The sequence below is a fragment of the Haliea atlantica genome, assembly GCF_054779855.1.
Map to the genome: position 1 here is coordinate 16,599 of NZ_BAAGXL010000024.1, position 25,609 is coordinate 42,207.

The 25,609-nt window shown below is 64.3% G+C and carries 22 protein-coding genes and 1 tRNA gene; 9 read left to right on the plus strand and 14 right to left on the minus strand.

The features are described 5' to 3' along the window. Window positions 1-31: 31 nt before the first annotated feature. Entirely contained in the window at window positions 32-208 is a 177-nt protein-coding gene (locus ACYVGS_RS15430) for an NF038104 family lipoprotein (RefSeq protein WP_460589575.1), read from the minus strand. A 244-nt stretch (window positions 209-452) separates the two neighbouring features. Here ACYVGS_RS15430 and ACYVGS_RS15435 point away from each other — a divergent pair, with 244 nt between their 5' ends. Continuing rightward, window positions 453-1,019, plus strand: coding sequence for an HD-GYP domain-containing protein (locus ACYVGS_RS15435; protein WP_460589576.1), 567 nt, complete (start codon window positions 453-455; stop codon window positions 1,017-1,019). Between the two features lie 74 nt (window positions 1,020-1,093). On the opposite strand, the gene ACYVGS_RS15440 is transcribed toward ACYVGS_RS15435, so the two are convergent. The 4 genes from ACYVGS_RS15440 to ACYVGS_RS15455 form a co-directional block, all read right to left on the minus strand. Next, a tRNA-Arg gene (locus ACYVGS_RS15440) sits at window positions 1,094-1,170 on the minus strand. A 53-nt stretch (window positions 1,171-1,223) separates the two neighbouring features. Then, window positions 1,224-1,649: a hypothetical protein gene (locus tag ACYVGS_RS15445; RefSeq protein ID WP_460589577.1), complete on the minus strand. Its 426-nt coding sequence runs from the start codon at window positions 1,647-1,649 to the stop codon at window positions 1,224-1,226. Between the two features lie 67 nt (window positions 1,650-1,716). Beyond that, complete coding sequence (locus ACYVGS_RS15450; protein ID WP_460589578.1) at window positions 1,717-2,100, minus strand: hypothetical protein; 384 nt, start codon at window positions 2,098-2,100, stop codon at window positions 1,717-1,719. Between the two features lie 138 nt (window positions 2,101-2,238). Continuing rightward, complete coding sequence (locus ACYVGS_RS15455; RefSeq protein ID WP_460589579.1) at window positions 2,239-3,450, minus strand: pyridoxal phosphate-dependent aminotransferase; 1,212 nt, start codon at window positions 3,448-3,450, stop codon at window positions 2,239-2,241. 144 nt (window positions 3,451-3,594) lie between these two features. Here ACYVGS_RS15455 and ACYVGS_RS15460 point away from each other — a divergent pair, with 144 nt between their 5' ends. Both ACYVGS_RS15460 and ACYVGS_RS15465 read left to right on the plus strand, forming a co-directional pair. Further along, a complete protein-coding gene (locus ACYVGS_RS15460; RefSeq protein ID WP_460589580.1) occupies window positions 3,595-4,830 on the plus strand; it encodes an acyl-CoA dehydrogenase family protein in 1,236 nt (411 codons plus the stop codon). Then, window positions 4,823-5,224 carry an HIT family protein gene (locus ACYVGS_RS15465; RefSeq protein WP_460589581.1) on the plus strand — a complete coding sequence of 134 codons (402 nt, stop codon included), beginning with the start codon at window positions 4,823-4,825 and terminating at the stop codon, window positions 5,222-5,224. The genes ACYVGS_RS15460 and ACYVGS_RS15465 overlap by 8 nt, the downstream gene beginning before the upstream one ends. 57 nt (window positions 5,225-5,281) lie before the next feature. Here the strand turns inward: ACYVGS_RS15465 and ACYVGS_RS15470 are convergent, their stop codons facing one another. Beyond that, entirely contained in the window at window positions 5,282-5,911 is a 630-nt protein-coding gene (locus ACYVGS_RS15470) for a GDSL-type esterase/lipase family protein (RefSeq protein ID WP_460589582.1), read from the minus strand. Between the two features lie 112 nt (window positions 5,912-6,023). On the opposite strand from ACYVGS_RS15470, the gene ACYVGS_RS15475 reads away from it, so the two are divergent. Beyond that, window positions 6,024-6,851 (plus strand): HAD family hydrolase, encoded by an 828-nt coding sequence (locus tag ACYVGS_RS15475; RefSeq protein ID WP_460589583.1) that lies wholly within the window; start codon window positions 6,024-6,026, stop codon window positions 6,849-6,851. Window positions 6,852-6,915: 64 nt separating this feature from the next. Here the strand turns inward: ACYVGS_RS15475 and ACYVGS_RS15480 are convergent, their stop codons facing one another. The 4 genes from ACYVGS_RS15480 to ACYVGS_RS15495 all read right to left on the minus strand — a co-directional run bounded on the left by ACYVGS_RS15480 (window position 6,916) and on the right by ACYVGS_RS15495 (window position 14,028). Then, complete coding sequence (locus ACYVGS_RS15480) at window positions 6,916-7,545, minus strand: hypothetical protein (RefSeq protein WP_460589584.1); 630 nt, start codon at window positions 7,543-7,545, stop codon at window positions 6,916-6,918. Window positions 7,546-7,559: 14 nt separating this feature from the next. Further along, window positions 7,560-9,533 carry a serine/threonine-protein kinase gene (locus tag ACYVGS_RS15485; RefSeq protein WP_460589585.1) on the minus strand — a complete coding sequence of 658 codons (1,974 nt, stop codon included), beginning with the start codon at window positions 9,531-9,533 and terminating at the stop codon, window positions 7,560-7,562. An 86-nt stretch (window positions 9,534-9,619) separates the two neighbouring features. Next, entirely contained in the window at window positions 9,620-11,320 is a 1,701-nt protein-coding gene (locus ACYVGS_RS15490; RefSeq protein ID WP_460589586.1) for a cation:proton antiporter, read from the minus strand. Continuing rightward, entirely contained in the window at window positions 11,320-14,028 is a 2,709-nt protein-coding gene (locus ACYVGS_RS15495) for an HAD family hydrolase (protein ID WP_460589587.1), read from the minus strand. Before ACYVGS_RS15495 ends, ACYVGS_RS15490 begins: the two co-directional genes overlap by 1 nt. Before the next feature lie 124 nt (window positions 14,029-14,152). Here ACYVGS_RS15495 and ACYVGS_RS15500 point away from each other — a divergent pair, with 124 nt between their 5' ends. Together ACYVGS_RS15500 and ACYVGS_RS15505 are read left to right on the plus strand one after the other, a co-directional pair. Further along, window positions 14,153-14,674 carry a retropepsin-like aspartic protease family protein gene (locus tag ACYVGS_RS15500; RefSeq protein ID WP_460589588.1) on the plus strand — a complete coding sequence of 174 codons (522 nt, stop codon included), beginning with the start codon at window positions 14,153-14,155 and terminating at the stop codon, window positions 14,672-14,674. Between the two features lie 8 nt (window positions 14,675-14,682). Then, on the plus strand, window positions 14,683-15,159 hold the full coding sequence (locus ACYVGS_RS15505) for a pyridoxamine 5'-phosphate oxidase family protein (protein ID WP_460589589.1): 477 nt from the start codon (window positions 14,683-14,685) through the stop codon (window positions 15,157-15,159). Window positions 15,160-15,179: 20 nt separating this feature from the next. Here the strand turns inward: ACYVGS_RS15505 and ACYVGS_RS15510 are convergent, their stop codons facing one another. The 4 genes from ACYVGS_RS15510 to ACYVGS_RS15525 all read right to left on the minus strand — a co-directional run bounded on the left by ACYVGS_RS15510 (window position 15,180) and on the right by ACYVGS_RS15525 (window position 19,567). After that, window positions 15,180-15,926 carry a universal stress protein gene (locus tag ACYVGS_RS15510; RefSeq protein ID WP_460589590.1) on the minus strand — a complete coding sequence of 249 codons (747 nt, stop codon included), beginning with the start codon at window positions 15,924-15,926 and terminating at the stop codon, window positions 15,180-15,182. Continuing rightward, window positions 15,916-18,291, minus strand: coding sequence for a Lon protease family protein (locus tag ACYVGS_RS15515; protein ID WP_460589591.1), 2,376 nt, complete (start codon window positions 18,289-18,291; stop codon window positions 15,916-15,918). The genes ACYVGS_RS15510 and ACYVGS_RS15515 overlap by 11 nt, the downstream gene beginning before the upstream one ends. 119 nt (window positions 18,292-18,410) lie before the next feature. Next, window positions 18,411-18,695 carry a hypothetical protein gene (locus tag ACYVGS_RS15520; RefSeq protein WP_460589592.1) on the minus strand — a complete coding sequence of 95 codons (285 nt, stop codon included), beginning with the start codon at window positions 18,693-18,695 and terminating at the stop codon, window positions 18,411-18,413. Between the two features lie 242 nt (window positions 18,696-18,937). Then, window positions 18,938-19,567 (minus strand): cupin domain-containing protein, encoded by a 630-nt coding sequence (locus tag ACYVGS_RS15525; protein ID WP_460589593.1) that lies wholly within the window; start codon window positions 19,565-19,567, stop codon window positions 18,938-18,940. Window positions 19,568-19,834: 267 nt separating this feature from the next. Here ACYVGS_RS15525 and ACYVGS_RS15530 point away from each other — a divergent pair, with 267 nt between their 5' ends. The 3 genes from ACYVGS_RS15530 to ACYVGS_RS15540 all read left to right on the plus strand — a co-directional run bounded on the left by ACYVGS_RS15530 (window position 19,835) and on the right by ACYVGS_RS15540 (window position 25,596). Further along, a complete protein-coding gene (locus ACYVGS_RS15530; protein ID WP_460589594.1) occupies window positions 19,835-22,132 on the plus strand; it encodes a TonB-dependent receptor in 2,298 nt (765 codons plus the stop codon). Between the two features lie 232 nt (window positions 22,133-22,364). Further along, on the plus strand, window positions 22,365-23,588 hold the full coding sequence (locus ACYVGS_RS15535) for an ATP-grasp domain-containing protein (RefSeq protein ID WP_460589595.1): 1,224 nt from the start codon (window positions 22,365-22,367) through the stop codon (window positions 23,586-23,588). Window positions 23,589-23,595: 7 nt separating this feature from the next. After that, the gene (locus ACYVGS_RS15540; protein ID WP_460589596.1) at window positions 23,596-25,596 is read left to right on the plus strand and encodes a hypothetical protein; all 2,001 of its coding nucleotides are present in this window, start codon (window positions 23,596-23,598) and stop codon (window positions 25,594-25,596) included. The last annotated feature ends 13 nt before the right edge of the window (window positions 25,597-25,609 follow it).

A 25,609-nucleotide genomic window follows, 5' to 3' on the forward strand; every position in this document is an offset into this window, starting at 1 on the left:
GCGCCAACGCGCGGTCGGCCAAGACTTTAAGTCAGTCCTGGCCATCGGTCTCGTCGCTGTCGGGAATTGCCGCATCGATGACCGCACCGGTTGTTTTCGCGGCGACACTGACTCCCGTTGCAGCCACTGTGACCACCGCATCGGCGACGCTGACAACAGCACAGCCCGGAAGCAAGGCGAGAGAGATCAGTAGAAGAATTGTGCGCACTGCGATAAGACTCCAGAGCGAAAAAAAGCCGCACATCTTGCCATCAGCTCCGGGAGATTGACAGTAGAGCGATCGTGTCCGCTATAGCGTTTGACCCGGTTTGCTTTTAGCCAAAATCGTCAATGGATCACACACAGTGCGTTGATGATTTGACACCCAGGTGGCACCCCGTTTAGAAAGTACCACGGGATCACGAAAAACAATCCAATATCAGCGAGATCTCGACAAGGGAGCGTGACCCGAGATGGACAGGATAGCCAAGTTTGTTGAGAGGATGGTGTCCTACCGGGATCCGGACCTCGCCGGTCATCACCGCCGCCTCGGCAGCGAGGCCTACAGCTTTGCCTTGCACCTTGGCTGCTCGGCAGAAGAATGCGAGGGATTCAAGCAGGCCGCGGAAATTCACGATATCGGCAAGATGGCCATACCGGAGAATATTCTCAACAAGGCATCCCGACTGACACCGGCGGAAATGATGCTGGTCAAACAGCACACGCTCATCGGTCACGAAATCATATCGCCGCTAGGTCTGAGCCAGAACGTCGAAGACGCCGTCCTCATGCACCACGAAAACTTTGACGGGAGCGGTTACCCGCGGGGGCTGGGCGGGACAGATATTCCTTATTTTGCCAGGATGATGCGCATCTGCGACAGTTTTGACGCCATCACGGAAGACCGCCCCTATCACTGGGGCGTTTCCTGGCAGCAGGCACTGAACATCATGGACAATGATCGCCGCTTCTACGATCCGGAATTACTCGATGAGTTCGGCGAGCTGATAGGAACACTGCGCGAGGAAGCCCCGGGCTAGGCAAGATTCCGCCACCAGCATGTGCCGCAGAAAAGAAAAACCCGCGAAGTCAGAGACTTCGCGGGTTTCGGATATGGCGCGCCCGGCACGATTCGAACGTGCGACCGCCTGGTTCGTAGCCAGGTACTCTATCCAGCTGAGCTACGGGCGCTTTGCGTTGTGAGATGCGAACTATAGGGATCTGAATCGCTTACGTCAAGGGGTTCATGGTAATTCCTGATCCGCGTAGCCCGTGCCGGACTCCAGATAGAGCCGCAGCGGCAGCGAGCCATCGTCGCGCAGATGGATCACCAGCCCGTAATAGTCGTTGTCGTAATCGTCCACCCACTCGTAACGGAACTCGGGCAGCTTGATATCCACCCCGCTGTCGGGGCGCTGGGCGGTGACGCGCACCTCCTCAATGTCCCCTTCGTGCCCCGAGAGGGTCTGGCGCGGAATGTACAGCGTAACCTTGCGCGTGCCCTGCTGATCCCCCGGCTGCACATCGGCAACCGTGGCACCACTTTTATCGTCAAGGTGCCCCTTGACCAGTTCCAGCCAGCCAGTCTGCGAGTGAATCGGTTCTGCCGACACCTGCAGCCCACACCCCAGCAAGGCCAGAAAGCCGACCCGCTTCAGTAAGCTGTACATAGTGTTCTCCTGCATCGCTGCCCGCGTGCCATCGTTCTTGCTCACAGGCAGCGATGGCAGAAAGGCCTCAGCCTTCCATCGCACTCTTCATGTCGTCGGCTGCCTCGTCGGCGGCATCCTCGGCTTCATCGGCGGCCTGCTCGGCTTCGTGGCCAGCGTCCTCCATGGCCTGCTCGGCGTCGTGCATGGTGTCCTCGGTTGCCTGCTCGGCGTCGTGCATGGCGTCTTCACCCCACTCCTTCGCGTCACTGGCGGCATCCCCGACGGCCTCGGAAGCGTCAGACATGGTTTCACCGGCCGCATCCATCGCGTCACTGGCAGTCTGGGAAACGCTGCTGGCAGCTTCGGAGACAGACTCCTTGGCGGATTCGGCATCGTCCTGGCTACAGGCGCTGATGGACAGCGCTACCGCAGTGGCAAGGAGGGTGCGAGACAGTAATGTTCTGTTCATGGATGATCCCCTATGGTTGTGAATATCTGGGAGCTTTCACCTTCCGGCACCGGTCGCCCGTCCGGCCGCTCCGCGAGTGATTTCGCGAAGCAGAGCCATGAGACTACACAGACACCTGCGGTGAGTAAAGCTGTGGTTTCAGGTGAAGTCCTGTTTTTCCATCCACGGAATAATCCGCTCGAAGGCTTCCTCGATCCTGTCGATGGAGGTGGAGTAGCTGATCCGAAGTGCGTTGGTACTCCCCTCGCCGAAGGTGCCTCCGGGAATCGTACACACGCCAGTCTCGCGCAGAAGCCGAAGCGCCACGTCATTGCCGTCGACCCCCTCTGGCAGGGAGGGAAACATGTAAAAGGCCCCTTCGGGCCGGTAGCCGCGCAGACCGGGTGTCTGTGCCACGAGTTCCACCAGGCGGTCACGACGGCGGGAATACTCTTCCAGCATGCTGTCGACGAACTCACTGCCACCCCGCAGCGCAGCCACCCCGGCCCACTGGCAGGGGGTATTGGCCACCGTCGTGGTAAACATGTGGTAGCGACGCAGCTTGCGGATCGCGCCCTGACTGGCCACCAGCCAGCCGACGCGCATGCCCGCCATGCTGTAGGTTTTGGAGAAGCTGCTGATCACCATCACGTGGTCCAGGTCAGAGCAGCAGCCGAGGACGCTGGGATAGGTCTTGCCGTCGTAGATCAGGTGGTCGTAGACCTCGTCGCTGATCACATGAATATTACGGTAGGCCGCCTCCTCGACAATCGCTTCGACGGTTTCTCGCGGGTACACCGTGCCCGTGGGGTTGCTGGGGGAATTGAGCACCACCGCCGCGGTATTGCGATCCATCGCCGCAATCACCTCGTCCGGGTCCAGCTGATAGCGGTTCTCCTGCCGCAGGGGCACGTTATAAACGGAGCCACCCTGCATGCGGATCAGCGGGGCGTACAGCATGAAGCTGGGGTCGGGCAGAATGATTTCCCGCCCCGGCGCGGACAGCGCGGTGAGTGCCAGATAGATCGCCTCGGTCGCCCCGGTGGTGATGAGAAAGTTTTCCGGGTCCAGCGGCCGGTGGTAGCGCTCCGCGTAGTACTCGGCCAACGACTCAAGGAGCTCCGGCAGCCCGGCGTCCATGGTGTAGCCGGTCTGCCCGGCCTGCAGTGCCTCGGTCGCCGCATCCACCACATGTGCGGGAGCCGGCATGTCCGGCTGACCAATGGACAGGTGGATGACATCGTCCAGGGTCGCGGCCAGGTTGACCATGCGCCGTATGCCCGGCATGGGAATTGCCAGGAGCGCGGGATTCCAGATCGGATCCTGGCTATCGTCGAAGTCCAGATCGAGATCAATCTCGGTATCGGCCATACAGCAACACCTCCGGCGCCAACAGGCTTCCAAGGTACGCAGCTGTTTTGAGACCTGTCAACTGCCAAACCCATGCGTTTCCCGGAACCTCCCGAACGGGGTACACTTGATCACTTCTGAATAAACTGCAAAAAAGGAATCGCCGTGTACCGTTTCAGCCAGCAATCCCTGGAGCTGCAGGCCCGCCTGAAGGCCTTCATGGATGAGCACATCTATCCCAACGAAGCGCGCTACGAGGAGGAACTGCACCAGGCCAGCTCACGCTTCGCCGCCCTCCCGGTCATGGATGAACTGAAGACCAAGGCGAGAAACGCGGGCCTCTGGAACCTGTTCCTGACCCCCGAACACGCCGCTCACGCCGGGGAGTACTGCGACCACGACGGCCTGAACCACTTTGACTACGCCCCCCTGGCGGAGATCATGGGCCGGGTGCTCTGGTCCCCGGAAGTATTCAACTGCAACGCCCCGGACACCGGCAACATGGAAGTGTTGATCAAATACGGCAGCGAAAAGCAGCAGGCCGACTGGCTGCCGCGCCTGCTCGCCGGCGAGATCCGCTCCGCCTACGCCATGACCGAACCCCAGGTGGCCTCCTCCGACGCCACCAACGTCCAGCTCAGCATTCGCCAGGAGGGTGACGAGTGGGTCCTGAACGGTCGCAAGTGGTTCATCACCAACGCCATGTACGAGCGCACCAAGATCTTCATCGTCATGGGCAAATCCGACCCCGACAACGCCAACCGCCACCTGCAGCAGAGCCAGGTCCTGGTGCCGGCGGGGACCCCCGGGCTCACCCTGGTGCGCCCCCTGACCACGCTGGGCTATGACGACGCGCCCCTGGGCCACGCCGAAATCCGCTTCGACAATGTGCGCGTGCCGCTGGAGAACATCCTGCTCGGCCCGGGCCGCGGTTTCGAGATCGCCCAGGGTCGCCTGGGCCCCGGCCGCATGCACCACTGCATGCGCCTGATCGGCGTCGCCCAGCGCTCCCTGGAGCTGGCCTGCCGGCGCGCCACCCAGCGCGAGACCTTCGGCCGCCCACTGGCCAAGCACCAGTCCGTGCGCGAGGAAATCGCCCGCTCCTTCTCCGAGCTGGAGATGGCCCGCCTGCTGGTTCTCAAGACCTGCCACAGCATGGATGAAAACGGCGTGCCGAAATCCCTCGACCTGATCGCCGCCAGCAAGAGCAGCGTGCCGCTGATGATCCAGAACATCATCGATCGCTGCATGCAGATTCACGGCGCCGGCGGCCTGACCGGCGACTACTGCATGGCCGAGGGCTTCAACTACGCCCGCTGGTGCCGCCAGGCCGACGGCCCCGACCAGGTCCATCAGATGGCCCTGGGCAAGATGGTCATCAATCGCTACGCCGATGTCTGAACTGCACCCACAGCTGCAGCAGGACTGCCATCACCTGGCTGCCCTCCCCTCGGGCAGCCTGCTGCTGATGCGCAATGCCCTGCTGCACTGGTTCATTCTGGTACCCGATACCCGGGCGCAGGACCTGCTGGACCTGCCCGCCGTGCAACTCGCGGCGGTGATGGCGGACTGCCAGCGCGTGTCCGCCCTGCTCAAGGGCCCACTGGGCTACCCCAAGGTGAACTTTGCCGGACTCGGCAACCTGGTACCGCAGATGCACCTGCATATTCTCGGGCGGCGCGAAGGGGACCCCTGTTGGCCACAACCGGTGTGGGGCAACCTGGCCCAGGGGTCCGACTGGAATCCACAGCAGCTGGCCGAGCTGCAGGTGGTACTGCGGGAAAGCGGGCTCTAGCGAGCCCCCCGCGGCACCGCCTACCGCGCGGCGGCCAGGGCCTGCGCGGCGCGGGCCTCACTCCAGCAGACCCGACTCCCGCAGCGCCCGGGCGATCCCCTCCGCCAGCACACGATAGCCCGCGGCATTGGGATGAATGGCATCCGCGCGCAACTCGGCGTCGGAGAGAATCTCCGAGAATACGTCGGGCACCAGCAACACGCCTGTCTCCTGCGCCAGATCCGCGTAGAGGGAAGCATCATTCAGGGCGCCCACACTGGCGCGCAGCAGCGAAAGCCGGGGCACCGCCACCAGCACCGGCAACGCGCCATGCTCGGCAACTTGCGCCAGTATCGCCCGGAGATCCGCCTCCACGGAGTGGTCGGGGCGCTTGCGCAGAAAATCGTTGCCGCCCAGTTCGACAATCACCAGCTGCGGCTGATGCGCGCGCAGCAAGCCCGGCAAGCGCTCCCGCGCAGCTTGCGCGGTATCACCCGGGACACCCTCATTGATCACCTGCCAGCCGCTGAGTGCCGCCAGGTGTCGGGGGTAGTCGGCACCCTTCGGGGCTCCGGTGCCATGGGTCACGCTGTCGCCAAAAGCCAGTACCACGCTGCCTTCCGGCAGTGTCTCGTGGCGCGGTGCATCACTGCAGGCAACCAACAGAAGGGCCAGCAAAACACCCTGAATGGAAGCGGCTATTCTCATGACACGAGTGTAGCGGGGGCCGGCGGGCATCGCCACAGCGGACCCGCGCCACTCGACGTGCGCCCCCCAAACCCGCTAAGCTTCGCGCCCAAGTCTTTCCCTGGAGCCCCGCGTGGACCTGCTGGTATTCGACCTCGACGGCACATTACTCAACCGCCAATCCGAGATCAGCCCCTATACCCGGGATACCCTGCGCCTGCTGGCAGAGCGCGGTATCGCCTATACCGTGGCCACGGGCCGAACCCTGCACGCCTCCCGGGACGTACTGGCCGGCCACGGCTTCCAGCTGCCGCAGATCTACAAGAATGGCGTGGTGATCTGGCAACCGGATCTGGAGGACTACAGCCACACGGCGTTTCTGACCCAGGAAGAGATACAGCACGTGCTCGAGGCCGTGCTGGCACGGGAGGTCACACCTTTCGTCTTCACGCTGGAGCCCGGCAACCGACACGCCATCTACCACCCCCCGGTGCAGAACAGTGTCGAGGAGCGCCTGGCACAGGAATTCGGCAAGCGTAGCGATGTCCCCGTGCTGCCGATCGCACAGCTGCCGGCGAATGCCGACATCACCAATATCAGCGCCCTCGGCGAACCCGGCGCCATCGACACCATTGCCGCGGCAATCCTGGACGAGGCCAACCTGGTAGCCTATTGCGGCACGGCGATCGAAGGCCGGGGGCTGAAGTGGATTGATATCCACCACAGCGATGCCAGCAAGGGCGGCGCTGTCAGCCGTTTGAAGGAGGAGCTGGGGGTCAAGCGGGTGGTCTGTTTCGGCGACGGCGAAAACGACCTGAGCATGTTCCAGCTCGCCGACGAATGCTACGCCCCGGACAATGCCGACGCCGCTGTCAAGACGGCTGCCTCCGCGGTAATTGGCCACCACGACGAGGACGGCATCGCCCGTTTTCTGCGCGAGCGCTTCGAGCTGCCACTGTAAGCAGCAGCGGACCCAGCCCAAATCGAGAGCCGCGCCGGATCAGTTCTCCCGTGCGGGCGCCCGCTCAGGGTGCCAGTGCAAGGAGTTGCGCCTCGCCCAGCGAATTTACCTGTAACACCAGCTGCAGACCGTGCTTCTGGTCCCCCACCTGCTCGCCGTTGAGCATCAGGTCGGTACTCACCGGGTAAACCCCCTGGGGCAGGCCCTCCGGCAAGGCAAAGGTAAACTCGCCACTGAAGGCACCACCGCGCTTGCCAGCCGCCTTGGTCATGCTTTTCAGGGCAACACTGTTGTCCTCGTTGTCCCAGATGGTCAAGCGCTCCTCGATCACCGGCTTGTCACCGCTGCGCCCGGGTACCACCTCGATCCAGGAGCGAACCTTGACCTCGGTGCCGGGACTGACAGAGGTCCCCGGCTGAATTTCGGTGCGGTAAGAGGACACCCGCGTATTCACCGGCAGGTCACCGTGCTCGCGCCGGTAGTCCTCGGCCACCTCATCATCGGAGCGCACCTGCTCAATGGTGTAGCCAATGATCATGTCGCGAACCATCTGACTGGTGGTCTGCACCACCACCTGCTTGGCGGTGTCCTTCGCGGTCTGCTCGACCGCGTTGACCAGTTCATCGAAAAACCCCGCCTGACTCTGGCTGGCTGCCAGTCCCGCCAGGGCCAGTACCCCGATCCAGCGTTGCATACTGTGCCCCCCGCCTATTCGATAGTAATGTTCATTTTAGCCTGTTTCTGGGCCTTGTTTGCCCGCTCGATCATCTGTCGCGCCTCGCCGTGACCCGGCACAATTGCCAGAGCCGATTCGGACTTGGCGATCGCACAACTGTAGTTCTTGCGCTCGAAGCAGTCCTGCGCCTCGGCCAGGAAATTCGCCACGGTCTGCTCGCGGAAGGCCCGCTGCTCGCGGCCGGCGCGGACCGCCTGTTGGACTTCCAAGGCGCCCGGGCTGTCCGCCTGCTCCGCCAGCACCTCGGCGGCACGGGCTTCGGCACAGGCAAAATCCTCCCGTTTCAGACAGGCCCGAGCCTCGTCCAGTAGCAGGCGCACGCGTTCCTCGCGGTCCCGGGTGGCCGCCATTTGAGCCGCCACCAGGGCATCCAGCTCGCGCTGCACCGGGTAGAGTTCCGCGGCACTGGCACCCAGGCCCTGTGCCTCCGCCAGCTGTTCCCGGGCGCAGGGAATGTCCCCTGTCGAGACGCATTCGCGCGCCTGCGTTAGAAGATTCTCAACCGCGGCACGCCGCTCGGCTTCCTCGGTGTCGCGCAGCAGCTGCTGGGCCTCCAGCTGATCGGGCACCAGCTCCAACAGTGCCACCAGGCGTCGCCGCGCACAGGCGTAGTCCGCCGCCTGCAGGCAGTCGCGCGCCGCCTGCAGGCGGCTCTGCACCAGGCTCTCCTGCTCGGCTTCGGCCTGGGCCTGGCGGGCCGCCGCCAGCAGCGCCTGGGCTTCGCGGTCGTCCGGGGCCAGCTTGCTCACCACCAGGGCGTTTTCCACCGCACACGTGTAATCGCGCTGGATGTAGCAGTCCTTGCCGGCCTGCAGCCGCTGCAGTATCGCCTCACGCGCCGCTTCCTTGCTGCGGTACTGTTCGTAGCCATACCAGCCCGCCACCGCGAGCACGACCAGCCCGGCGATACCCAGTGCCAGCCAACTGCCACCCCGTCGCGGTGGCAGCATGGCCTCGCGAAAGGCGGCAATGCTCGCAGGCCGCTTAGCCTTCTCCAGATTCAGCGCCGCGGCAAGAGCCGCCCATTCGCGGTTGTTGAGGCAAGCCGGGCGCAGCGGTTTCAGGTTCAGCTCGGCGGCCTCGGCGGCGCTCTTGCGCTGGTAGGGGTGCTCCCCGGTGAGCATCAGGTAGAGCACGCAGGCCAGGGCGTAGATGTCGTCGCTCGGGCTCGGCGCCTCCCCCCGGACCATTTCGGCGGTCGCATACGCGGGCGTCAGGGCCCCCAGTTCGCCGGCGTCGTAGTCGTGCGTCAACGCACTCTTGCTGGCCGCCCGCGCAATCCCGAAGTCGAGGATCTTGACCGTGCCACCGGTGGTCACGAAGATGTTGCCCGGCTTGAAATCCGAGTGGATCAGGCCCCGTTGATGGGCGTATTCCAGCCCGGCGCAGAGGTCGCGGAAGTAGCGCAGGGCCACTTCCTTGCTGAAGGGAGCTTCGAGGCGCAAAAGGGCGTCGAGGGGGTCGCCCTTGAGCAACTCCATGGTCATGAAGATGGTGTTGCCTTCGCGATCGAAGTCGTAAACGGTGACGATATTCGGATGGGCCAGCTTCTGCGACTTCACCGCTTCCTGCTGCAGGGAGACAAAGGCCTGGGGGTGCTCGCGGAAACCCTGGCCCAGGACCTTGACCGCCACATAGGGGTTGCGGTCCTCGGCCTCGACCTTGCGCAGGTCGCGGGCCCGATAGACCAGCCCCATGCCCCCCTCACCGAGGACATCCTCCAGCACGAAGCGTTTCTTGAGCAGCCGGCCCTGGTCACTGCCGGCCTTCTGCGCCAGCTCCCTCGCCTGGTCGAAACCGGCCGTCTGGGTGGCGGCTCGATACTCGGTGTAGTCTGAACCCTCGGCGCTATCACCACTGCTGCCCGGCGCCCCACCGCCCGGGCCGCTTTCCGGGCTCACCTCGGTGGCGTCATCGTCCCGATTGTTCTTATCCTCTTCGGACACCGCACACCTCTCCGGGTCTTGCCTGCAATCCCGCGAGTATAGGGAATGCACTGCGGGGGGGAAAGGTGGCTGACCCGGTCGACCGTTCAGGCGCTCTGCGTTTCATTCGCCTCGCGACGCAGGAGCCTCAGCACTGCGGCTTCGGCCGCGTCGTCGAAGGGCCTAAGGATCAAGTGCGCCCCCTTGTCTTTCAGCCTAGGTACATCCTCCGCTGCATGTGCGGCAATGGCGACACTGCCCGGGTACCCGCGTTCGCGCAGACTGTGCAGGATCAGCAGCTTGGGATCTTCATGGGTCACACCGACCTCCTGGGGCGGCAGTGCGCAAACCACCCACTGAACGCCATTCAGGGGCAACATGCTCATGAACTCGGGGTCTGTGGCGTCGCCGTAAATGGCATCGACACCGCGATGGTGGTGATGACGCACCACCTCGGGATTGAAGTCCACTCCCAGCACGCGCATGTCGTGACCCGCCAGGCGATGCGCAATCTGCTGGCCATACCGCCCCAGCCCGAAAACGACGGCATCGTAGCCACGGGACTCCAGCGTGTTTTCTTCCGCGTAGACCTCGCGCTGGGGAATCCTGCGCTCAAACACCCCCAGGAATGGCTCCAGCCAGCGATACAGCAGGTGAGACCAGGTGATCATGTATACCGACACGGCGATAGTCACCAGCCCCACCAGAGTGACCAGCCCCAACGCCCCGGAGTCCACGTGCCCCAGGCTGACTCCCATGGCCATGAAGATCAGCGAGAACTCGCTGATCTGGGCCACCGTCAGACCGGCGAGAAACCCGGTGCGCTTGCGGTAACCCAGCAGACCCATGATGACCATCACGATCAGCGGGTTGCCAACCAGCACGAAGACAGACAGCACCAGGGCCGGCCCCACCTGGGCGCCCAGCAGGGCGAGATCGAGCTGACTGCCGAGGGCAATGAAAAAAAACAGCAGGAAGAAATCCCGCAGGGAACCCAGGCGGGCGACGATCGCCTCCCGGTAGGCGGTCGAGGCCACGGCAATCCCCGCCAGCAGGCCGCCCAGTTCCTTGCTGAAGCCCAGGAAGTCACCCACCGCTGCCAGTAGCGCCGCCCAGGCGATGGCAAAGGTGACCATCAGCTCCTGCGAGCGGGCGATATGCCCCACCAGTGGATTGGCAAGGAAGCGGATAAAAAGCATCACGAAGGCGAGCATGCCGAGACCGTTGAGGGCTACCCGGCCAATTTCCTCCCACGCCGACTCGCTCTCTCCTGCCCCCCCGATGCCGAGCGAGGACAGCACCATCATCGCCAGCACCACCACCAGGTCCTGGACGATCAAAAAGCCGATGGCAATGCGCCCATGCAGGGCATCCGCCTCGCGCTTGTCGGTCAACAGCTTGACGATAATGATGGTACTGGAGAAGGTCAGGGCTACCGCCACATACAGCGAGGTCAGCGGCCCCAGGCCCAGCGCCAGGCCGATCAGGAAACCAAACAGTGAGGTAAACAGGACCTGTCCGAGCCCTGTCGCCAGGGACACTACCCCGAGTGTGCGAATCAGCTTGAGGTCCAGTTTCAGACCCACCAGGAACAGCAGGACAGCAATACCCAGTTCCGCCATCAGATCGATGCTGCCGTGGGAGTGCACCAGATCGAGGGCGGAGGGACCTGCCAGCACACCCACGGCGATAAAGCTGACCACCATGGGCTGGCGCATCTGCAGCCCGGCGAAGCCGACAGCCGCGGTCAGGGCCAGCAACGCAGCCCACTCGTAGAACGGCGATGTGTGCAAAACTGAAAGGTCCATCACAATACACTCCCTTGCCGGCGCCGCCAGGCGAGTCGCAGCGCCTTCTCCACCTCAATCACCACCAGCAGCAGCACCCCGACCCCCACGATCATCAAGCCGTCCAGCAAGGGCACCGCTTCGGTGCCGAACCAGCGCTGCATGAAGGGCAGATAGGTCATCCCGAACTGGGCCAGGGTCACGATTGCAATGGTCGCCCACACCGCCCGGGTACCGCGAATGGCCTGCCAGGTGAAGGAAGTCCCGTAGAGATTGCGGATGTAGAACAGGTTGAAGATTTCCATCACCACCAGGGTATTCATGGCCATGGTCCTCGCCAGCTCGACGGAGTAACCCTGCTCAATGGCGTAGCGGTACATGCCGAACACGCCGATCACAAACAACACTGAAATCATGACCACCAGCCAGAGCAAGTCCCGACTCAGCAGGGGCTCCCGACGGGGCCGCGGTGGCCGCTGCATGGTATTGGCCTCGGTCGGCTCAAAGGCAAGCGCCAGCCCCAGGGTCACAGCGGTAATCAGGTTGACCCAGAGAATTTGCACGGGGGTGATCGGCAGGCTCATTCCGGCGAGCAGGGCAATCATGATGGTCGCCGCCTCGCCACCATTGGTGGGCAGCGTCCAGGCAAGCACCTTGCGGATATTGTCGTAGACCGTCCGCCCCTCGCGAACCGCGGCGACAATCGAGGCAAAATTGTCGTCCGCCAGTACCAGCTCCGCCGCCTCCCGGGCCGCCTCGCTGCCGCGCTGGCCCATGGCAATACCGGCGTCCGCGCGCTTCAGTGCCGGGGCGTCATTGACGCCGTCCCCGGTCATCGCCACGGTGAGGCCGTGATCCTGCAGGGCGCTGACCAGGCGAAGCTTGTGCTCCGGGCTGGTACGGGCAAAAACATCCGTGCCCAGCACCGCCGCCCGCAGCGCGCTGTCGTCCATGGCATCCAGCTCACTGCCAGTCAGCACGGCATCGGCGTGCTCCAGGCCGATCTGGCGCGCGATGGCGGCGGCGGTGCCGGCGTGGTCCCCGGTGATCATCTTGACCCGGACGCCGGCCGCGCGACACTCGGCAACCGCGCCAATCGCCTCATGCCGCGGGGGGTCCACCAGCCCAACCAGCCCCACGAGGACCAGCCCCTGCTCGAGATCCTCCCGCGCCAGCACAGTATGCTCTGGCGCCACCGCCTTGCAGGCCAGCGCCAGCACCCGCTGGCCGTCACTGGCCATTCTGACCACCTCGGCCTCCCAGGACTGGCGCTGCAGGGACTGGTCCACCGCGCCGGGCGCCCGCTGCAGAGTGCACAGCTCGAGCACGCGCTCCGGTGCCCCCTTGACGAATATAAACGCCTGTCCCTGATGGTCGTGATGGAGCGTCGCCATATAGCGAGCACTGGCGTCAAAAGGCATCGCGTCAGTGCGGGTCCACGCCCGCGTCGCCTGACCGGGTTCCAGGCCTGCCTTGGCGGCCATCGCCAGCAGAGCGCCTTCCATGGGGTCGCCCTCCACCTGCCACTCGCCTGCACTCTGGCGCAAGGCGGCGTCATTGCACAGCAGAGCAATACGCGCGGCCTCCTGGATGGCCGGCTCGGTTTCCGGCTCGACGCTGGACTCTCCGCATCGAAAATCGCCCACCGGGGAATAACCCTCGCCACTGACCTGGAAGCTCTCGGCCGCGGTGGCGAGGGACACTGCCACCATCTCGTTGCGGGTCAGGGTACCGGTCTTGTCGGTACAGATGACCGAGACCGAGCCGACCGTCTCGATCGCCGGCAGACGTCGCACGATGGCGTTGCGCCGGGCCATCGCCTGGACACCGACTGCCAGGGTGATAGTCATGACGGCCGGCAAGCCCTCCGGGATGGCCGCGACCGAAAGGCCGACCACGGCCATAAAAGCCTCGCCGAAGGGCAGATCGGCATTGAAATAGCTGAAGGCCAGCAAGCCCCCCGCCAGCGCGAGGATCACACCGGTAAGCCCGCGGGCAAATACCGCCATCTGTTCCAGCAACGGCGTGGTCAGGGTTTCCACGCTGGAAAGCAGCCCACTGATGCGGCCGATTTCGGTATCGGCACCGGTGGCCACCACCACCCCCCGCCCCTGTCCGGTGGTAATCAGGGTACCGGAGAATACCAGGCTATCCCGGTCCCCCAGCGCCGCCTCGGCCGATACCGGGTCAACGGACTTTTCCACCGCCAGGGATTCACCGGTCAGGATGGCCTCCTGGGCGGCCAGGCCGTAGACCTTGAGCAGGCGCAGGTCGGCGGGGACCCGGTCACCGGCTTCCAGCAGTACGACATCGCCCGGCACCAGGTCGGCGGCTTCCACCGTCTGCCGCTCGCCACCCCGCAGTACCGCCGCTCGCGGCGCCAGCATGCCCTGGATTGCCCGCATGGCTTTCTCGGCCTTGCCCTCCTGCACGAAACCGATAACCGCATTGATCACCACCACCGCCAGGATCACCGCGGTATCCACCCAGTGCGCCAGTAACGCGGTAATCAGCGCAGCCAGCAGCAGGACATAGATCAACACGTTGTGGAACTGGGCCAGAAAGCGGCGGAGATTCCCCGGACCGGCCACCACGGGCAAGCGATTGGGTCCGTGTTCGGCCAGGCGCGCCGCCGCCTCCGCCGATTGAAGCCCCTGCTCGTCTGCGTCCAGCGCACCCAGTACCTCCCGCACCGGCTTGCTGTGTGCACCACTGACACCGCAACTCATGCATGCTCTCCTGCGCTCGCGACCTGAGCGATGAGCTTACCGGGAGGGTGTTCACCACACCAGCGGCTGCCGCGCTTCGGTTACACTGTCGGTATCGGGGAAACGTCAGCCGAAAGGAGCGGTCATGCAGGAAGAACGGGAACAGCGGAGACTGGGTGTCGGCATGCAGGCCATTGCCTGGCTGATCCTCATGGTCTTGCTGGTTGCCTATTTCTCCGACCTGCTGGACCGGCAGCACAATCCCAATCAGCGCATCGACACGGTGATAGAGGACGGTGTGCGCGAAGTGGTCCTGCAGCGCAACCGCTTTGGCCACTACGTGACCAGTGGCACGATCAATGGTGAAGCGGTGGTGTTCATGCTGGATACTGGCGCGACTGGCGTGGCGATTCCCGAAGCCATCGCCGAACGCCTGGGCCTGGTGCGGGGCCGCGCCTTCCGCACACAGACCGCCAACGGCCCGAGCACCAGCTGGGCGACGCGCCTGGACCGGGTTTCCATCGGCGACATCAGTCTGGACAATGTCAGCGCCGGCATTACCCCGGGGCTACAGATTGATGAGGTCCTGCTCGGCATGTCCTTTCTGAAACACATCGAATTCACTCAGCGCGGAGATCAGCTGATCCTGCGCCAGTACCGGGAGTAAGGCAGAGCATGACTGCGACATTGAAAGGGCCCTGGAGCCGCACGCAAATCGACGACTTTCTGACCCGTACCCGCTGGCCCCTGCGACTGGCCTGCAACGGCAGCGATGGTTTCCCGCGGGTCGCCTCGGTCTGGTTTCGCCTTCAGGGCGATGTGCTGGAGTGCGTGTCCCACCGGGACTCGGCGGTGATCCGGCTGCTGCGCCGGGATCCGAGAGCGGCCTTTGAAGTCTCTCCCAACGAACCGCCCTATTTCGGCGTTCGCGGGCAGGTGGAGGCCACGCTCCAGCCCCTGGGTGACAGCGACGCCCTGGACGACCTGGTGCTGCGCTACCTGGGCAGCGAACGCTCCCGAGTCGGTGACTGGCTACTGTCCCGGCGGGAAGAGGAAATGTTGATTCGCCTGACGCCCAGCCGCTTCTTCACCTGGGATTACCGCGAACGGATGGCAGATGTGAAAGAGGATTCAGGCCAGCGCGGCAACTAGCGCTCGTCGCGCCGCGGCCTTCATTCAGACGGAGCGCCGTCGGTCACCACCACGGGTACGGGGACGCGCCCCAGCAGGTCGGGATCCTCGCGAAACAGCCGTTGCAAGGCCTCCCGTCGCAGCTGCAGGGCACCGCCCCGGGCCTGTGTCAGATGCCGCTCCAGCGCCGGGGCAGCCATCGGCGGCAGCTGCTCCAGCCCCTGAAACAGTGGGGCCAGCCGCGCCAGTGGCTCGGCGTCGCCGTAGAGCCGCAGCGGGCCGGGCTGCAGGGGCTGACGTTCGTCCCAGATCACCACCGTACAGGGCGCCCGCAGCAGCAGAGCGCGGGAGGTGGAACCCAGGCGAACCCCCCACTGCCCCGCCAACCCGGCCTTGCCCAGCACCAGCAGGTCGCCAGGCCCCGCCTGGGCCAGGGTTTCACTGACCACGCGGCCTCGGCTCACCTGCAGAGAGTGTTTGATGTCCCGCCCGGCCACCGCCCTGCGCAAGGCCTCGTCGGCGCGCAGGCGCTGATGACGCAGCGTGGAGGTCAGGGAATCCATGGACAGAGGGCGCGCTAGCCCCGTGCGCCCGCCCACTTCCCGGGAGAAGGGAAAACCGGCGCAGTCGAGCAGATCCTGGTCCTCGATATAGAGGGCCAACAGCTCCGCGCGCCCGCGGCTGGCAAGCTCCACGGCCGCGGCGAGGGCCGCGATGCTTTGCCGCGAGGCATCCAGCAGGGCGAGCACACGCTCTGGCGCAGCCTGCAGCGGGGCATCAGCGTTCATCGTCGCCCTCCCCATGCTCCGCGCCAGAGTTCTCCTCCTGCTTGCCGGCTGCCTTGACCACATCGGCAAAGTCCTGCAATCGGGCCTGCACACGCTCGGCAATCGCCGCCGGCGCCTCCCCGGTGAGCAGCTCCAGGGCTTCGTCAACATGGCGCAGGGGATAGATGCGGAAATGGTCCGCCTCCACCGCCTGTCGCACCGCCGGCTTCAGCATCAGATGTTCAACATTGCTGGCGGGCAGCAGCACCGCCCGCCCCTCGACCTCACCGCGAGCGGCGCAGATATCGAAAAAGCCCTCGATTTTTTCGTTGACGCCCCCCACCGCCTGCACCTCGCCACGCTGGTTGATGGAACCGGTGACGGCGAAGCGCTGTGACAGCGGCAGACCCGCGATGGCGGACACCAGGGCACAGACCTCGGCGACGGAAGCACTATCACCCTCAACGCCACCATAGGACTGCTCGAAGGCGAGACTTGCGGACAGTGAGAGCACGCTGTCGGGGGCATAGCGGCCGGCCAGGTAGCGGGAGAGTATCATCACGGCCTTGGAGTGAATGCGCCCCCCGAGGCGGGCCTCGCGCTCGATATCCACCACCTGCCCGGGTCCCGGGCGGGCGGTCGCGGTAATCCGGGTGGGCTGGCCAAAGGCAAAATCCCCCAACGCCAGTACCGACAAGCCGTTGACCTGCCCCACCTCGCTACCGTCAGTGGCGATCATCACGACGCCGCGATCGATCATCTCGTGGCTGCGCTCGCGCAGGCGACTGGCCCGCCAGACCTGCTGCTCTACCGTGCGCTCGATATGCTGCCGCTCGATCAGCGCGGCGCCATCCTCCCCGGCCCAGTGATCCGCTTCCCGGAGCAGGTCGCGCAGCTCGCGGTGGCGGGCCGTCAACCTGCGCTGGTCATCGGCCAGACGACTGGCGTACTCGATCGTGGCCGCGACGCCACCGGGCGCCAGCGGTCGCAGCTCCGCCTGCCGCGCCAGGGTGCCCACCAGGCGCGCATAGACCTCCTGTTGGTCGGCGTCCCGCGCCAGGCTGTCCTCGAGGTCGGCCTGGACCTTGAACAATTCCAGGAACTCCGGGTCGTGCTCGCACAGGAGGTAGTAGAGCAGGCGCTCCCCGAGCAAGACCACCTTGACATCCAGGGGAATCGGCTCCGGCTCGAGGGTCACCGTGCTGATCAGCCCATAAGCCTGCTCCAGGGATTCCGTGCGGATCTCCCGGGCGCGCATCACCCGCTTCAGCGTCTCCCAGGCCCCGGGCTGCATCAGCAGCGCTCGTACATCCAGCAACAGATAGCCGCCATTGGCGCGGTGCAGGGCGCCCGCCCGGATCAGGGAAAAATCGGTCATCAGGGTGCCGTTGTGCACATGGTGCTCGATGCGCCCCACCAGGTGCTGGTGGCCCGGCAAATCCTGGTAGACCACCGGCGCACCGTGGGTGTCGGCGTTGTCCACCAGCAGGTTGACCTGGAAGCGGCTGAACAGGGCCTCCGCCGGCAATTCCGCGCGCTCATCGATAAAAGATCCGACGTGCTGCAGAATCGCCCCACGGCAGGCCTTGAGATGCGCCAGCACTCCCTGGTGGTCCGCGTAGCGCTCCTCCAGTTCGGCGAAGGGCGCTCCGGTCGCGGTCTCCAGCATTTCGGCGTTCAGGGCATCCACCTGCTGGCGCAGCTCCCGGGCCAGGTTGGGCATCTGACGTATGGCCTGGGTGAGCTTGCGTTGCAGGATTTCCACCGTGGCCTCTATGCGCTCCCGCTCTTCCTGGGAGAGCTTCTGGAAATCTTCGGGCGACATCATCCCCTCTTTGCCGTCCGCGGGGGCAAAGGTAAAGCCGTTGGGGGTGGGTACCAGCAGGATGTCCTGCTCCCGCGCCTCCCGGCGCACCGCCTCAATGGCGTCGCGCTGACGCTCATTGGCCGCCTGGTTCATTTCGTGCAGGCGATTCTGGTACTCCTCGCTCTCGAACAGGCCGGGGATGGCGACCTTGAGCTCCTGCACCAGTTGCTCCAGGTCGGCGCGCAGCTGCCGGCCTATGCCGGCGGGCAAGGGCAGGTGCAGTGGCTGGGACGGATCCTCGAAATTGTAGCGGTAACACCAGTCGCCGGGCGCCGACTCCTTGGCCGCTCGCTCGCTGAGGAACTGGCTCACCAGGTCGTGATGACCGTGTCCGGGGTCACCCAGCAGGTAGACGTTAAAACCGTCCGAACGCATGGCGGCCCCGAATCCCAGGGCGTCGCGGGCGCGCGCCTGACCGCTCAGCAGATCCAGCGGCTCGAGGTCAGCGGTGGAAGTGAAGGTGAAGTCCGTGTGCGAACAGGCGCGGTAGACCTGTTGCAAGGTCAGTGGTTCCGGCACGCAGCGCTCCCTTGCCAGCCAGTGTGCTCAGGATGTTAGCACGCGAGCAACATTTCTCCAGGGCAAAAAAAACCCGGGGCCGAGGCCCCGGGTGGAAGCGCATACCTGGGTGGTGAAACTCAGCTGGCGGGCGTGGCCAGACGGCGGGCCAATTGCTCTTCCAGCTTCTTGTTCAGTTTTTCCGCCAGCTCATCGGCGGAAATCGTCGGCGTCGCGCTGACGGGCAGCTCGAGCGCCGGCTCGGGGGTCTTGACCACCGGCGCTTCCCACAGGGGCGCGCCTTGGGTGTTCATGGCCAGCGTGATAGCCCCTTCGCCGGTAGCGGTTTCCGCCGCCACGGCGTGGGCGAGAACCAGGCTCAGCAGAACGGTGCTGGCTTTGGCGATAGAGGTCAGAATCTTCATGTGTCTCTCCTTGATGACGGTGCTGTGTTACCACAACGGTGCGTATGGTAACACATGTACGCAGAACATCACCTATTGGAACATGAATTTTTGTTTATATTTGAAACAAACGGCGCGTGAAAAGTTGGCATAAATCCCGTACATCTAAGATTTAATTATTTGTTTTATATAGCTTTTATTGATTTTGTTACCCAGTAACACCGAGCTGAACATATTTTGACCAGGCAGCCTCGAACAAAGTGTTACCTTCCGGAAAGTCCTGACCCCGGCAGTGCTGGAGCGCCGCGCAAGCCGTGTGCGCTCACCGGAAGATGCTCCATCTCGATGCGCACGTTTCTCGCCGCTGCCTCCCGCCCCAGGATGGCACCAATGCGCTCGGGGGTATCGGCGTTTTCCTCGCGGATGCGAATCACCACATCGTCAAAAAAGCTCTCGAAGTGGCCCGGCGCAACCATTAGCAGCAGGCGTGCAGGCTGTTCGTGGGGGTTCCAGAACCCGTGGCGGTGGCCCCGGGGGAGTATCGCCACCGTGCCGGCGGGCGCCGCGCGCTCCTCGGCACCGTTGAGAAACATCACCGCTCCCTCCATCACGACAAAATACTCGTCCTCGTCCCTGTGGGTGTGGGGCGGCGCGCCAAGGCTACGAGGGGCCAGCGTCAGCTCGAGCATGCTGAGACCGGACGGGGTGTCCCGCGGCCGAACTACCTGCCGTGTCGCATGCCCGGGAAACGGCAGTGAAACCCCGGACTCGAGATGGGTAATGCGCGGCTGCGGCCCGGGTTGCGCAGTATCCGCAGCCGTCGCCGGAACGAAGGCCAGACCGACCGCAATTCCGGTAACAGCAGCCCAGATGGCTGTAAACACAGACGCCATGTTGCCTCCCTCGCTCAGGCCCGCAGAGTCTCAACGGCGCTGTTCTTTTTATACGCTTGACGCGGGCCGCGCCCGGACCCTGCTCAAAGATTAGCCACCCGGAACGGGGCGTCAAGGTCGACCCATTGCTGAGGCGAAGCCTCGCGTAATACATTTGGGGGATGCGCAACCCACCGATAAGTGACTAGTCTTGCCCGCCCGTTGAACGGTCTCTGCCGACCACCAGGCCGGCTTATAACGATTATTTAAAGAAAGGAGAGTTTGCCCATGGCAATGCACAGCCCCCGTCGACTGCCACGCCATCTGACACCCCTGGTGCTTTCCACCGCGGTACTGGCTGCCAGCCAGGCCCAGGCCCAGCTGGAAGAAGTTGTGGTGACTGCACAGAAACGCGAACAGTCCCTGCAGGACGCCCCCATCGCCATCACCGCCTTCGGCCAGAACGAGCTGGAACAGAAAGGCGTGCGCGATCTGGTGGACCTCGGCACCTTCGCCCCCAATGTCAAGGTAGCGCCGCTGCCCTCCAACACCGCCAAGGCGACTGTCGCCATTCGTGGCTCTGTCACCTCCAACCCGGCCATCTACTGGGAGCCCACCGTCGGCATTTACCTGGACGGCGCCTACGTCGGCAAATTCTCCGGCAACGTTTTCAAGCTGGCGGAAGTCGAGCGGATTGAAGTTCTGCGCGGCCCCCAGGGCACCCTGTTTGGCCGCAACACCTCGGGCGGTGCCATCAACGTGATCACCCAGGAACCCACCGGTGAGCTGGGCGGCAAGCTGCGCGCCGGCGTGGGCAACTTCGGCTACGGCGAGCTCTATGGCTCCCTCGACCTGCCCGCCTTCGACCTCGGCGGCGCCGGCAGCCTGGCGGCCAAGATCAGCCTGTCGACGGACGAGCGCGATGGCTTCTACGACAATGTCGAGCCAGCCCCCGGGACCACCATCACCCACCCCTTCACCGGTCAGCCGATCCCGGCCAACCCGGCGGGCTCCAGCAAGGAGCACAACGCCGCCGAAAGCACTATCGGCCGCCTGGACCTGCTGTGGGACGTCACCGACCGCCTGTCGATCCGCTATTCCTATGACGACGTGGATGTCGACAATACGCCGGCCAAGCCCCAGTTCACGGACCTGGACATCTCCAACCTGACCTTCGGCTTCCCGATGCCCGCGGATCTGGCGCAGTTCGTGACCCGCGAGAATGACAACATCGACGAAAACTCGGTGGATGCGGACACCGCGGAGGAGTTCGAGTCCAGTAGCCACACGGTCACCGCCGAATATGATCTCGGCGATCTGGGCTTCCTGGGCGACGCCTCGCTGAAGTACATCTTCAACGACCGCGACCTGGACTTCTACCAGAGCCTGGACAACGACGGCACGCCCTTCTCGATCTTCCATTCGCAGATCTTCGAGGACTACACCCAGAAATCCCATGAACTGCAGTGGACCGGCAGCCGCGACCGTGTCAACTACGTCCTGGGCCTGTACTACTTCGAGGAGCAGGCCGACGTCTTCAACCCCCTGCAGCCCCTGAACAGCTTCTTCGGACCGCTGCAGCAGGACAATGCCTACGGCCTGGAATCCGAACAGATCGCCGCCTACGCCCAGGCAGACTGGGTGCCGCCGATCATGAACGAGCGCCTGACCATCACCGCCGGCCTGCGCTGGACCGATGAGGAGAAGTCTGTCTACATCGACCACCCCGGTGACAACCCGCCCTTCAGCGGCGAGAACAAGGACGATTTCACCAACGTCTCACCCACGGTCATCTTTGCTTACGAGTTCAGCGATCAGCTGAACGCTTACGCCAAGTACGCCCAGGGCTGGAAGTCCGGTGGTTTCAATGGTGAAGCGGGCAGCATTGAGTCCTTCAACCGCGGCTACGACGCCGAGGAAATCGACTCCTGGGAGATCGGCTTCAAGAGCCGCTGGCTGAACGACACCCTGCAAATCAACGGCGCCGCCTTCTTCAACGACGAGAAGGACATCCAGCTGTCGGTCTTCGTGCCCTCCGAATCCGGCACCGCGGCCTCGGTGATCGAGAACGCCGGCCAGGCGGAGAAGAAGGGTGTCGAGCTCGAGGTGGTCTACTCGCCCACCGCGGACCTGATGCTCACCGCCAACTACGGTTACCTGGATTCCGAGTTCAAGGAATTCCTAACCTTTGACCCCGCGCTGGGTCAGACCGTGGACGTCGCCGACCAGCGTTTCACCCAGTACACGCCAGAGCACACGGTCAACGTGGGCGTCGAGTACACGGTACTGCGCGAGCACTTCGGCGAGCTGATCGCTCGGGTGGACTACAGCTACAACGATGACTACACCCCCTACGTGACGCCGGAGCAGAAAGCCGTTTCCGACATCAAGGGCTACGGGCTGCTCAACGCGCGCCTGACCCTGACTGAGATCCCCGTGGGTGACAATCAGCTGCAGATCGCGCTGTGGGGCAAGAACCTGACCGACAACGAGTACCGTCTGAACACGGTGCCCTTTGGTCCTTTCACCACCAGCTTCTTCGGCAACCCCCGCACCTACGGCCTGGAAGCCCAGTACACCTTCTGATCACCGACATGCAATGCTTTCAGGGGGCCTCAGGGCCCCCTTTTTTGTGGGCATGCTTGGGGGCCTGCGGCCGGCAATCCCAGCGCCCCCGCCTTCCCCGCTGCCTCGAGCGAGCCGCCAGGGAAGCGCTGTTCGAGATCGGAGGGGTGATCCTGTATAGTGATCGGTTCCCCCGGGTGATCGCAGCTACCCCCGCGAGCCCGCAAACCCGCCGACCACAAGGAGGCGCACGATGGAGAAGAACCCGGACAAAGGTTATATCGCACTATTGGGCTGGTCCCTGGCCGCGGTCGAGGCCGCGGAAACCTTCGACCGACGCTATGTCGTCGTGGCACCCAACTGGGCAGAGGAATACTGCGAAAAGCACAACATCCCCTATGTCCCCTGGAACTTCGAGCGCCTGAACGATCGCTCCATCGAGATCGCGGAAACCCTGCGCGACATGGGGGTCGACGTCGCCGTACCCCTGTTCGAGGAAACCGTGGAGTGGGCCGGCGCCATCAACTCGGTGCTGCTCCAGAGCCCCCGGCTTTACGGCCAGTCCCTGCTGCTGCGTGACAAGGCGCTGATGAAACGGCGCGCCCAGCTGGGTGGCATTCGGGTCGGCATCTTCGAAGAGGCGCACGACAAAGAAGACGTGATTCGCTTCCTCAAGCGCGTCAACCAGACCCTGCTCAAGCTGGACGGGGACCCCAACGATCCGATTCACCTGAAGGCCTTCGACAAGGCGGGCTGCCTGGGCCACCGGGTGATCCGTACGCCCGACGAAGTGGACAGCATCCCCGACGAGGAATTTCCGGTGCTGATGGAATCCCACCTGGACGGCTGGGAGTTCGCGGTGGAGGCCTGGGTCCACAATGGCAAGATCGCCTTCCTGAACATTTCCGAATATGTCAGCCTGGGCTACTCGGTATTCGTGCCCGCCTCTCCCGAGCTGGAACACTACCGCCCGCAGATCACCGCGCAAATCGAGAAGCTGATCAAGGCCTTCGATATCGAGTTCGGCCTGATCCACCCCGAGTACTTCGTGACCAGTGACGGCGAGATGTACTTCGGCGAGGTGGCCTACCGGCCGCCGGGCTTCAAGGTTTTCGAACTGCTGGAACGGGTCTACGGCTTCAACGCCTACCAGGCCACCATGCTGGTATTCGACCCCAAGGCAAGCGCTGAGGAAGTCCAGCAGTTCTTCCCGCGGGAGGTGGAAGATGCCAACGGCTACGCCGGCTGTTTTGGCGTGTACCCCCGCCGCCGGGTGGTGAGCCGCCTCGAGATACCGGAAGAAGTGGAGGACGACCCCTACTTTGAATCACACGAACTGACTCCGCCCGTGGAGGAGACCGTCACCAAGCGGACGGCCTTCGGTACCCACTGGGGCCTGGTGTACTTCCGCGGCGAAGATCCGCTCCGCCTGCGGGACCTGCTCAAACACCAGGAAGAGCTGGACTATTACATATAGGGCAGACATGGATAAATTACCCGGCCTCCTGGATAACCTCGACGAGGCCACCCGCTTGCTCGCCGACGCGCGGGACTTTGCCAAACCCGGCAAACTGCCCCGCGTGCTGGATACCGCCCGGCGCGTGCTGATGCAGCCCGGGGGCTGCGCCGCCCTGGAGAGCCGTGCAGAGGGCCTCGAGCGGGCGGGCATCTTCCTCGGCTCGGACTGGGCCACACCCAGTATCCTGGTCCCCGGCTTGACCGCGCAGGCGCTGTCCAGTGGCGACAGCAACCTGCTGGTCACCGAAGCCCTCAGCGAGCTGCGCCTCCTGGCAGTCGCCCTCGGGGGCTATCAGCACCCGACCCTGGCTGCCGAGCAGGCCCACCATTTCCTCACCCAGGTGATCGCCCTCAACCTGCCCCTGCTGTTCGGCCCGCCGAGTGAAGCAGAGCGCGAAACCCAGGGCCGATTGGCGCAGATTCCGCGCAGCCTGATGCAGTACCTGGTGGAGCGCATTGGCTACGAGCACGTGATGGACCAGCTGGTGGAAGAGATCTGGCGCATCCTGCAGCAACGCCCGATCCAGGTGGACACGGTGAAACAGATGATCACCCAGATCGCCGTGCTGCAAAGCAACCCGGAGGTGGACCTGGGCACCTCCGGCCAGGGTGCCAGCCGCCTGGTCAGCTCCCTGTTCGGCCCCACCCGGGGCTGCCGGGAGGACCCCGGCCTCGACACCTACCGCGAGCGCCTGCAGTCCATGGACAGCAATGCCCTGCAGAGCGAGGCCACGGGGTTCGCGCGGGCAATGCACGATACTGGCCTGGTCTCGCCCTATCTGCCGGTCCTGCTGCACCACGTGTTGGGAGAAAGCGACCACCTGGTGGCGGAAGCCCTGGGTGTCTCCGCGACGGGGCGGGACTGCCTGCTCTGCTTCCGCGATCTGGTACACGATCTGATCCGCGCCGGGATCCACCCGGAAACCGCTCAGGCCGCCTATGGCCTGGCTCTGCTGCTGGACCGCGGCATCCTGCATCAGGCCCCCTTGGCACCGGCACTGCGGCGACAGCTCGTGTTACCGCTAACCGACTGGTCGCGAGCCCGACTGACCCTGGCATTCGGCAGCAGCGTTTCCGCGGAAACCCACCTGCTGGCCGGCGTGCTGTGCATGCTCGGGCAGCCCCTGGGCATTGGTCAGGGCAACAACCCTACCTGCCAGTCGGCACGGGCACTGTCGATGTGGGGCTGCATCGATCCGGATTATCTGCTGCAAATGGTTGCCTGGGCCGCCCGGGACGACGAGATCATCATGCATTTCGAGGGTCAACCGATCTCGTCCATGGCGAGCCTGTCCGGGGTGGCCACCCAGCTGCCCATCGATCTGGATGCCGTCTCCCTGCTGGTGGTACCGCACCTGGATCGCATCTACGCCGAGATGGGCCGGCGCTGCATCGGTCGCGAGGGCGACCCGCACCGCTGGATCAACCCGGAGTTCCACGGCTGGTGGGCCGGGCGCGGTTTTCGCATCAATGTCGACGTGGCCAGCGGGCAACTGGTTGACCTGGAAGGCTTTCTGCGTCATTTCTACGCCAACTACCACATCGACTACAACGGCAATCAGCCGCTGATCCACCCCCAACCCGCGGGCATTGCCATCACCGACAGTGCCTGCCGCTTTATCGGCTGGCACGCCATCTGCATTCTGCGCGTGGACCGCGACCCCAAGGATGAAATGCGGGTCTATTTCTACAATCCCAACAACGACAGCGGGCAGGACTGGGGCGATGGACTGCAGGTGAGTACCGCCGGTAACGGCGAGCGCTTCGGGGAGGCCTCCCTGCCCTTCGGGCAGTTCGCTTCCCGTGTCTACATCTTCCACTACGATCCCCTCGAGCGCATCGATCCCTCGGTGGTTCCCGCTGCGGAGTTGGAGGATGTTCAGGCCCGGGTGCTGCGCAGCTGGGGTGCGGATCGGTCACCGGCAACGGCCGCAGCCCTGCAGGCCAGCCAGGGCAACCCCGGCTAGTCCCTCAACGCCG

Bases quoted from the DNA above. Each gene is read 5' to 3' on its own strand.
- ACYVGS_RS15455 (WP_460589579.1), bottom strand. From the start codon at position 3,450: ATGGCCGATACCGAGATTGATCTCGATCTGGACTTCGACGATAGCCAG.
- ACYVGS_RS15505 (WP_460589589.1), top strand. From the start codon at position 14,683: ATGACTGCGACATTGAAAGGGCCCTGGAGCCGCACGCAAATCGACGAC.
- ACYVGS_RS15480 (WP_460589584.1), bottom strand. From the start codon at position 7,545: ATGCAACGCTGGATCGGGGTACTGGCCCTGGCGGGACTGGCAGCCAGC.
- ACYVGS_RS15435 (WP_460589576.1), top strand. From the start codon at position 453: ATGGACAGGATAGCCAAGTTTGTTGAGAGGATGGTGTCCTACCGGGAT.
- ACYVGS_RS15530 (WP_460589594.1), top strand. From the start codon at position 19,835: ATGGCAATGCACAGCCCCCGTCGACTGCCACGCCATCTGACACCCCTG.
- ACYVGS_RS15445 (WP_460589577.1), bottom strand. From the start codon at position 1,649: ATGTACAGCTTACTGAAGCGGGTCGGCTTTCTGGCCTTGCTGGGGTGT.
- ACYVGS_RS15520 (WP_460589592.1), bottom strand. From the start codon at position 18,695: ATGAAGATTCTGACCTCTATCGCCAAAGCCAGCACCGTTCTGCTGAGC.
- ACYVGS_RS15540 (WP_460589596.1), top strand. From the start codon at position 23,596: ATGGATAAATTACCCGGCCTCCTGGATAACCTCGACGAGGCCACCCGC.
- ACYVGS_RS15495 (WP_460589587.1), bottom strand. From the start codon at position 14,028: ATGAGTTGCGGTGTCAGTGGTGCACACAGCAAGCCGGTGCGGGAGGTA.
- ACYVGS_RS15450 (WP_460589578.1), bottom strand. From the start codon at position 2,100: ATGAACAGAACATTACTGTCTCGCACCCTCCTTGCCACTGCGGTAGCG.
- ACYVGS_RS15535 (WP_460589595.1), top strand. From the start codon at position 22,365: ATGGAGAAGAACCCGGACAAAGGTTATATCGCACTATTGGGCTGGTCC.
- ACYVGS_RS15470 (WP_460589582.1), bottom strand. From the start codon at position 5,911: ATGAGAATAGCCGCTTCCATTCAGGGTGTTTTGCTGGCCCTTCTGTTG.
- ACYVGS_RS15500 (WP_460589588.1), top strand. From the start codon at position 14,153: ATGCAGGAAGAACGGGAACAGCGGAGACTGGGTGTCGGCATGCAGGCC.
- ACYVGS_RS15490 (WP_460589586.1), bottom strand. From the start codon at position 11,320: ATGGACCTTTCAGTTTTGCACACATCGCCGTTCTACGAGTGGGCTGCG.
- ACYVGS_RS15510 (WP_460589590.1), bottom strand. From the start codon at position 15,926: ATGAACGCTGATGCCCCGCTGCAGGCTGCGCCAGAGCGTGTGCTCGCC.
- ACYVGS_RS15465 (WP_460589581.1), top strand. From the start codon at position 4,823: ATGTCTGAACTGCACCCACAGCTGCAGCAGGACTGCCATCACCTGGCT.
- ACYVGS_RS15525 (WP_460589593.1), bottom strand. From the start codon at position 19,567: ATGGCGTCTGTGTTTACAGCCATCTGGGCTGCTGTTACCGGAATTGCG.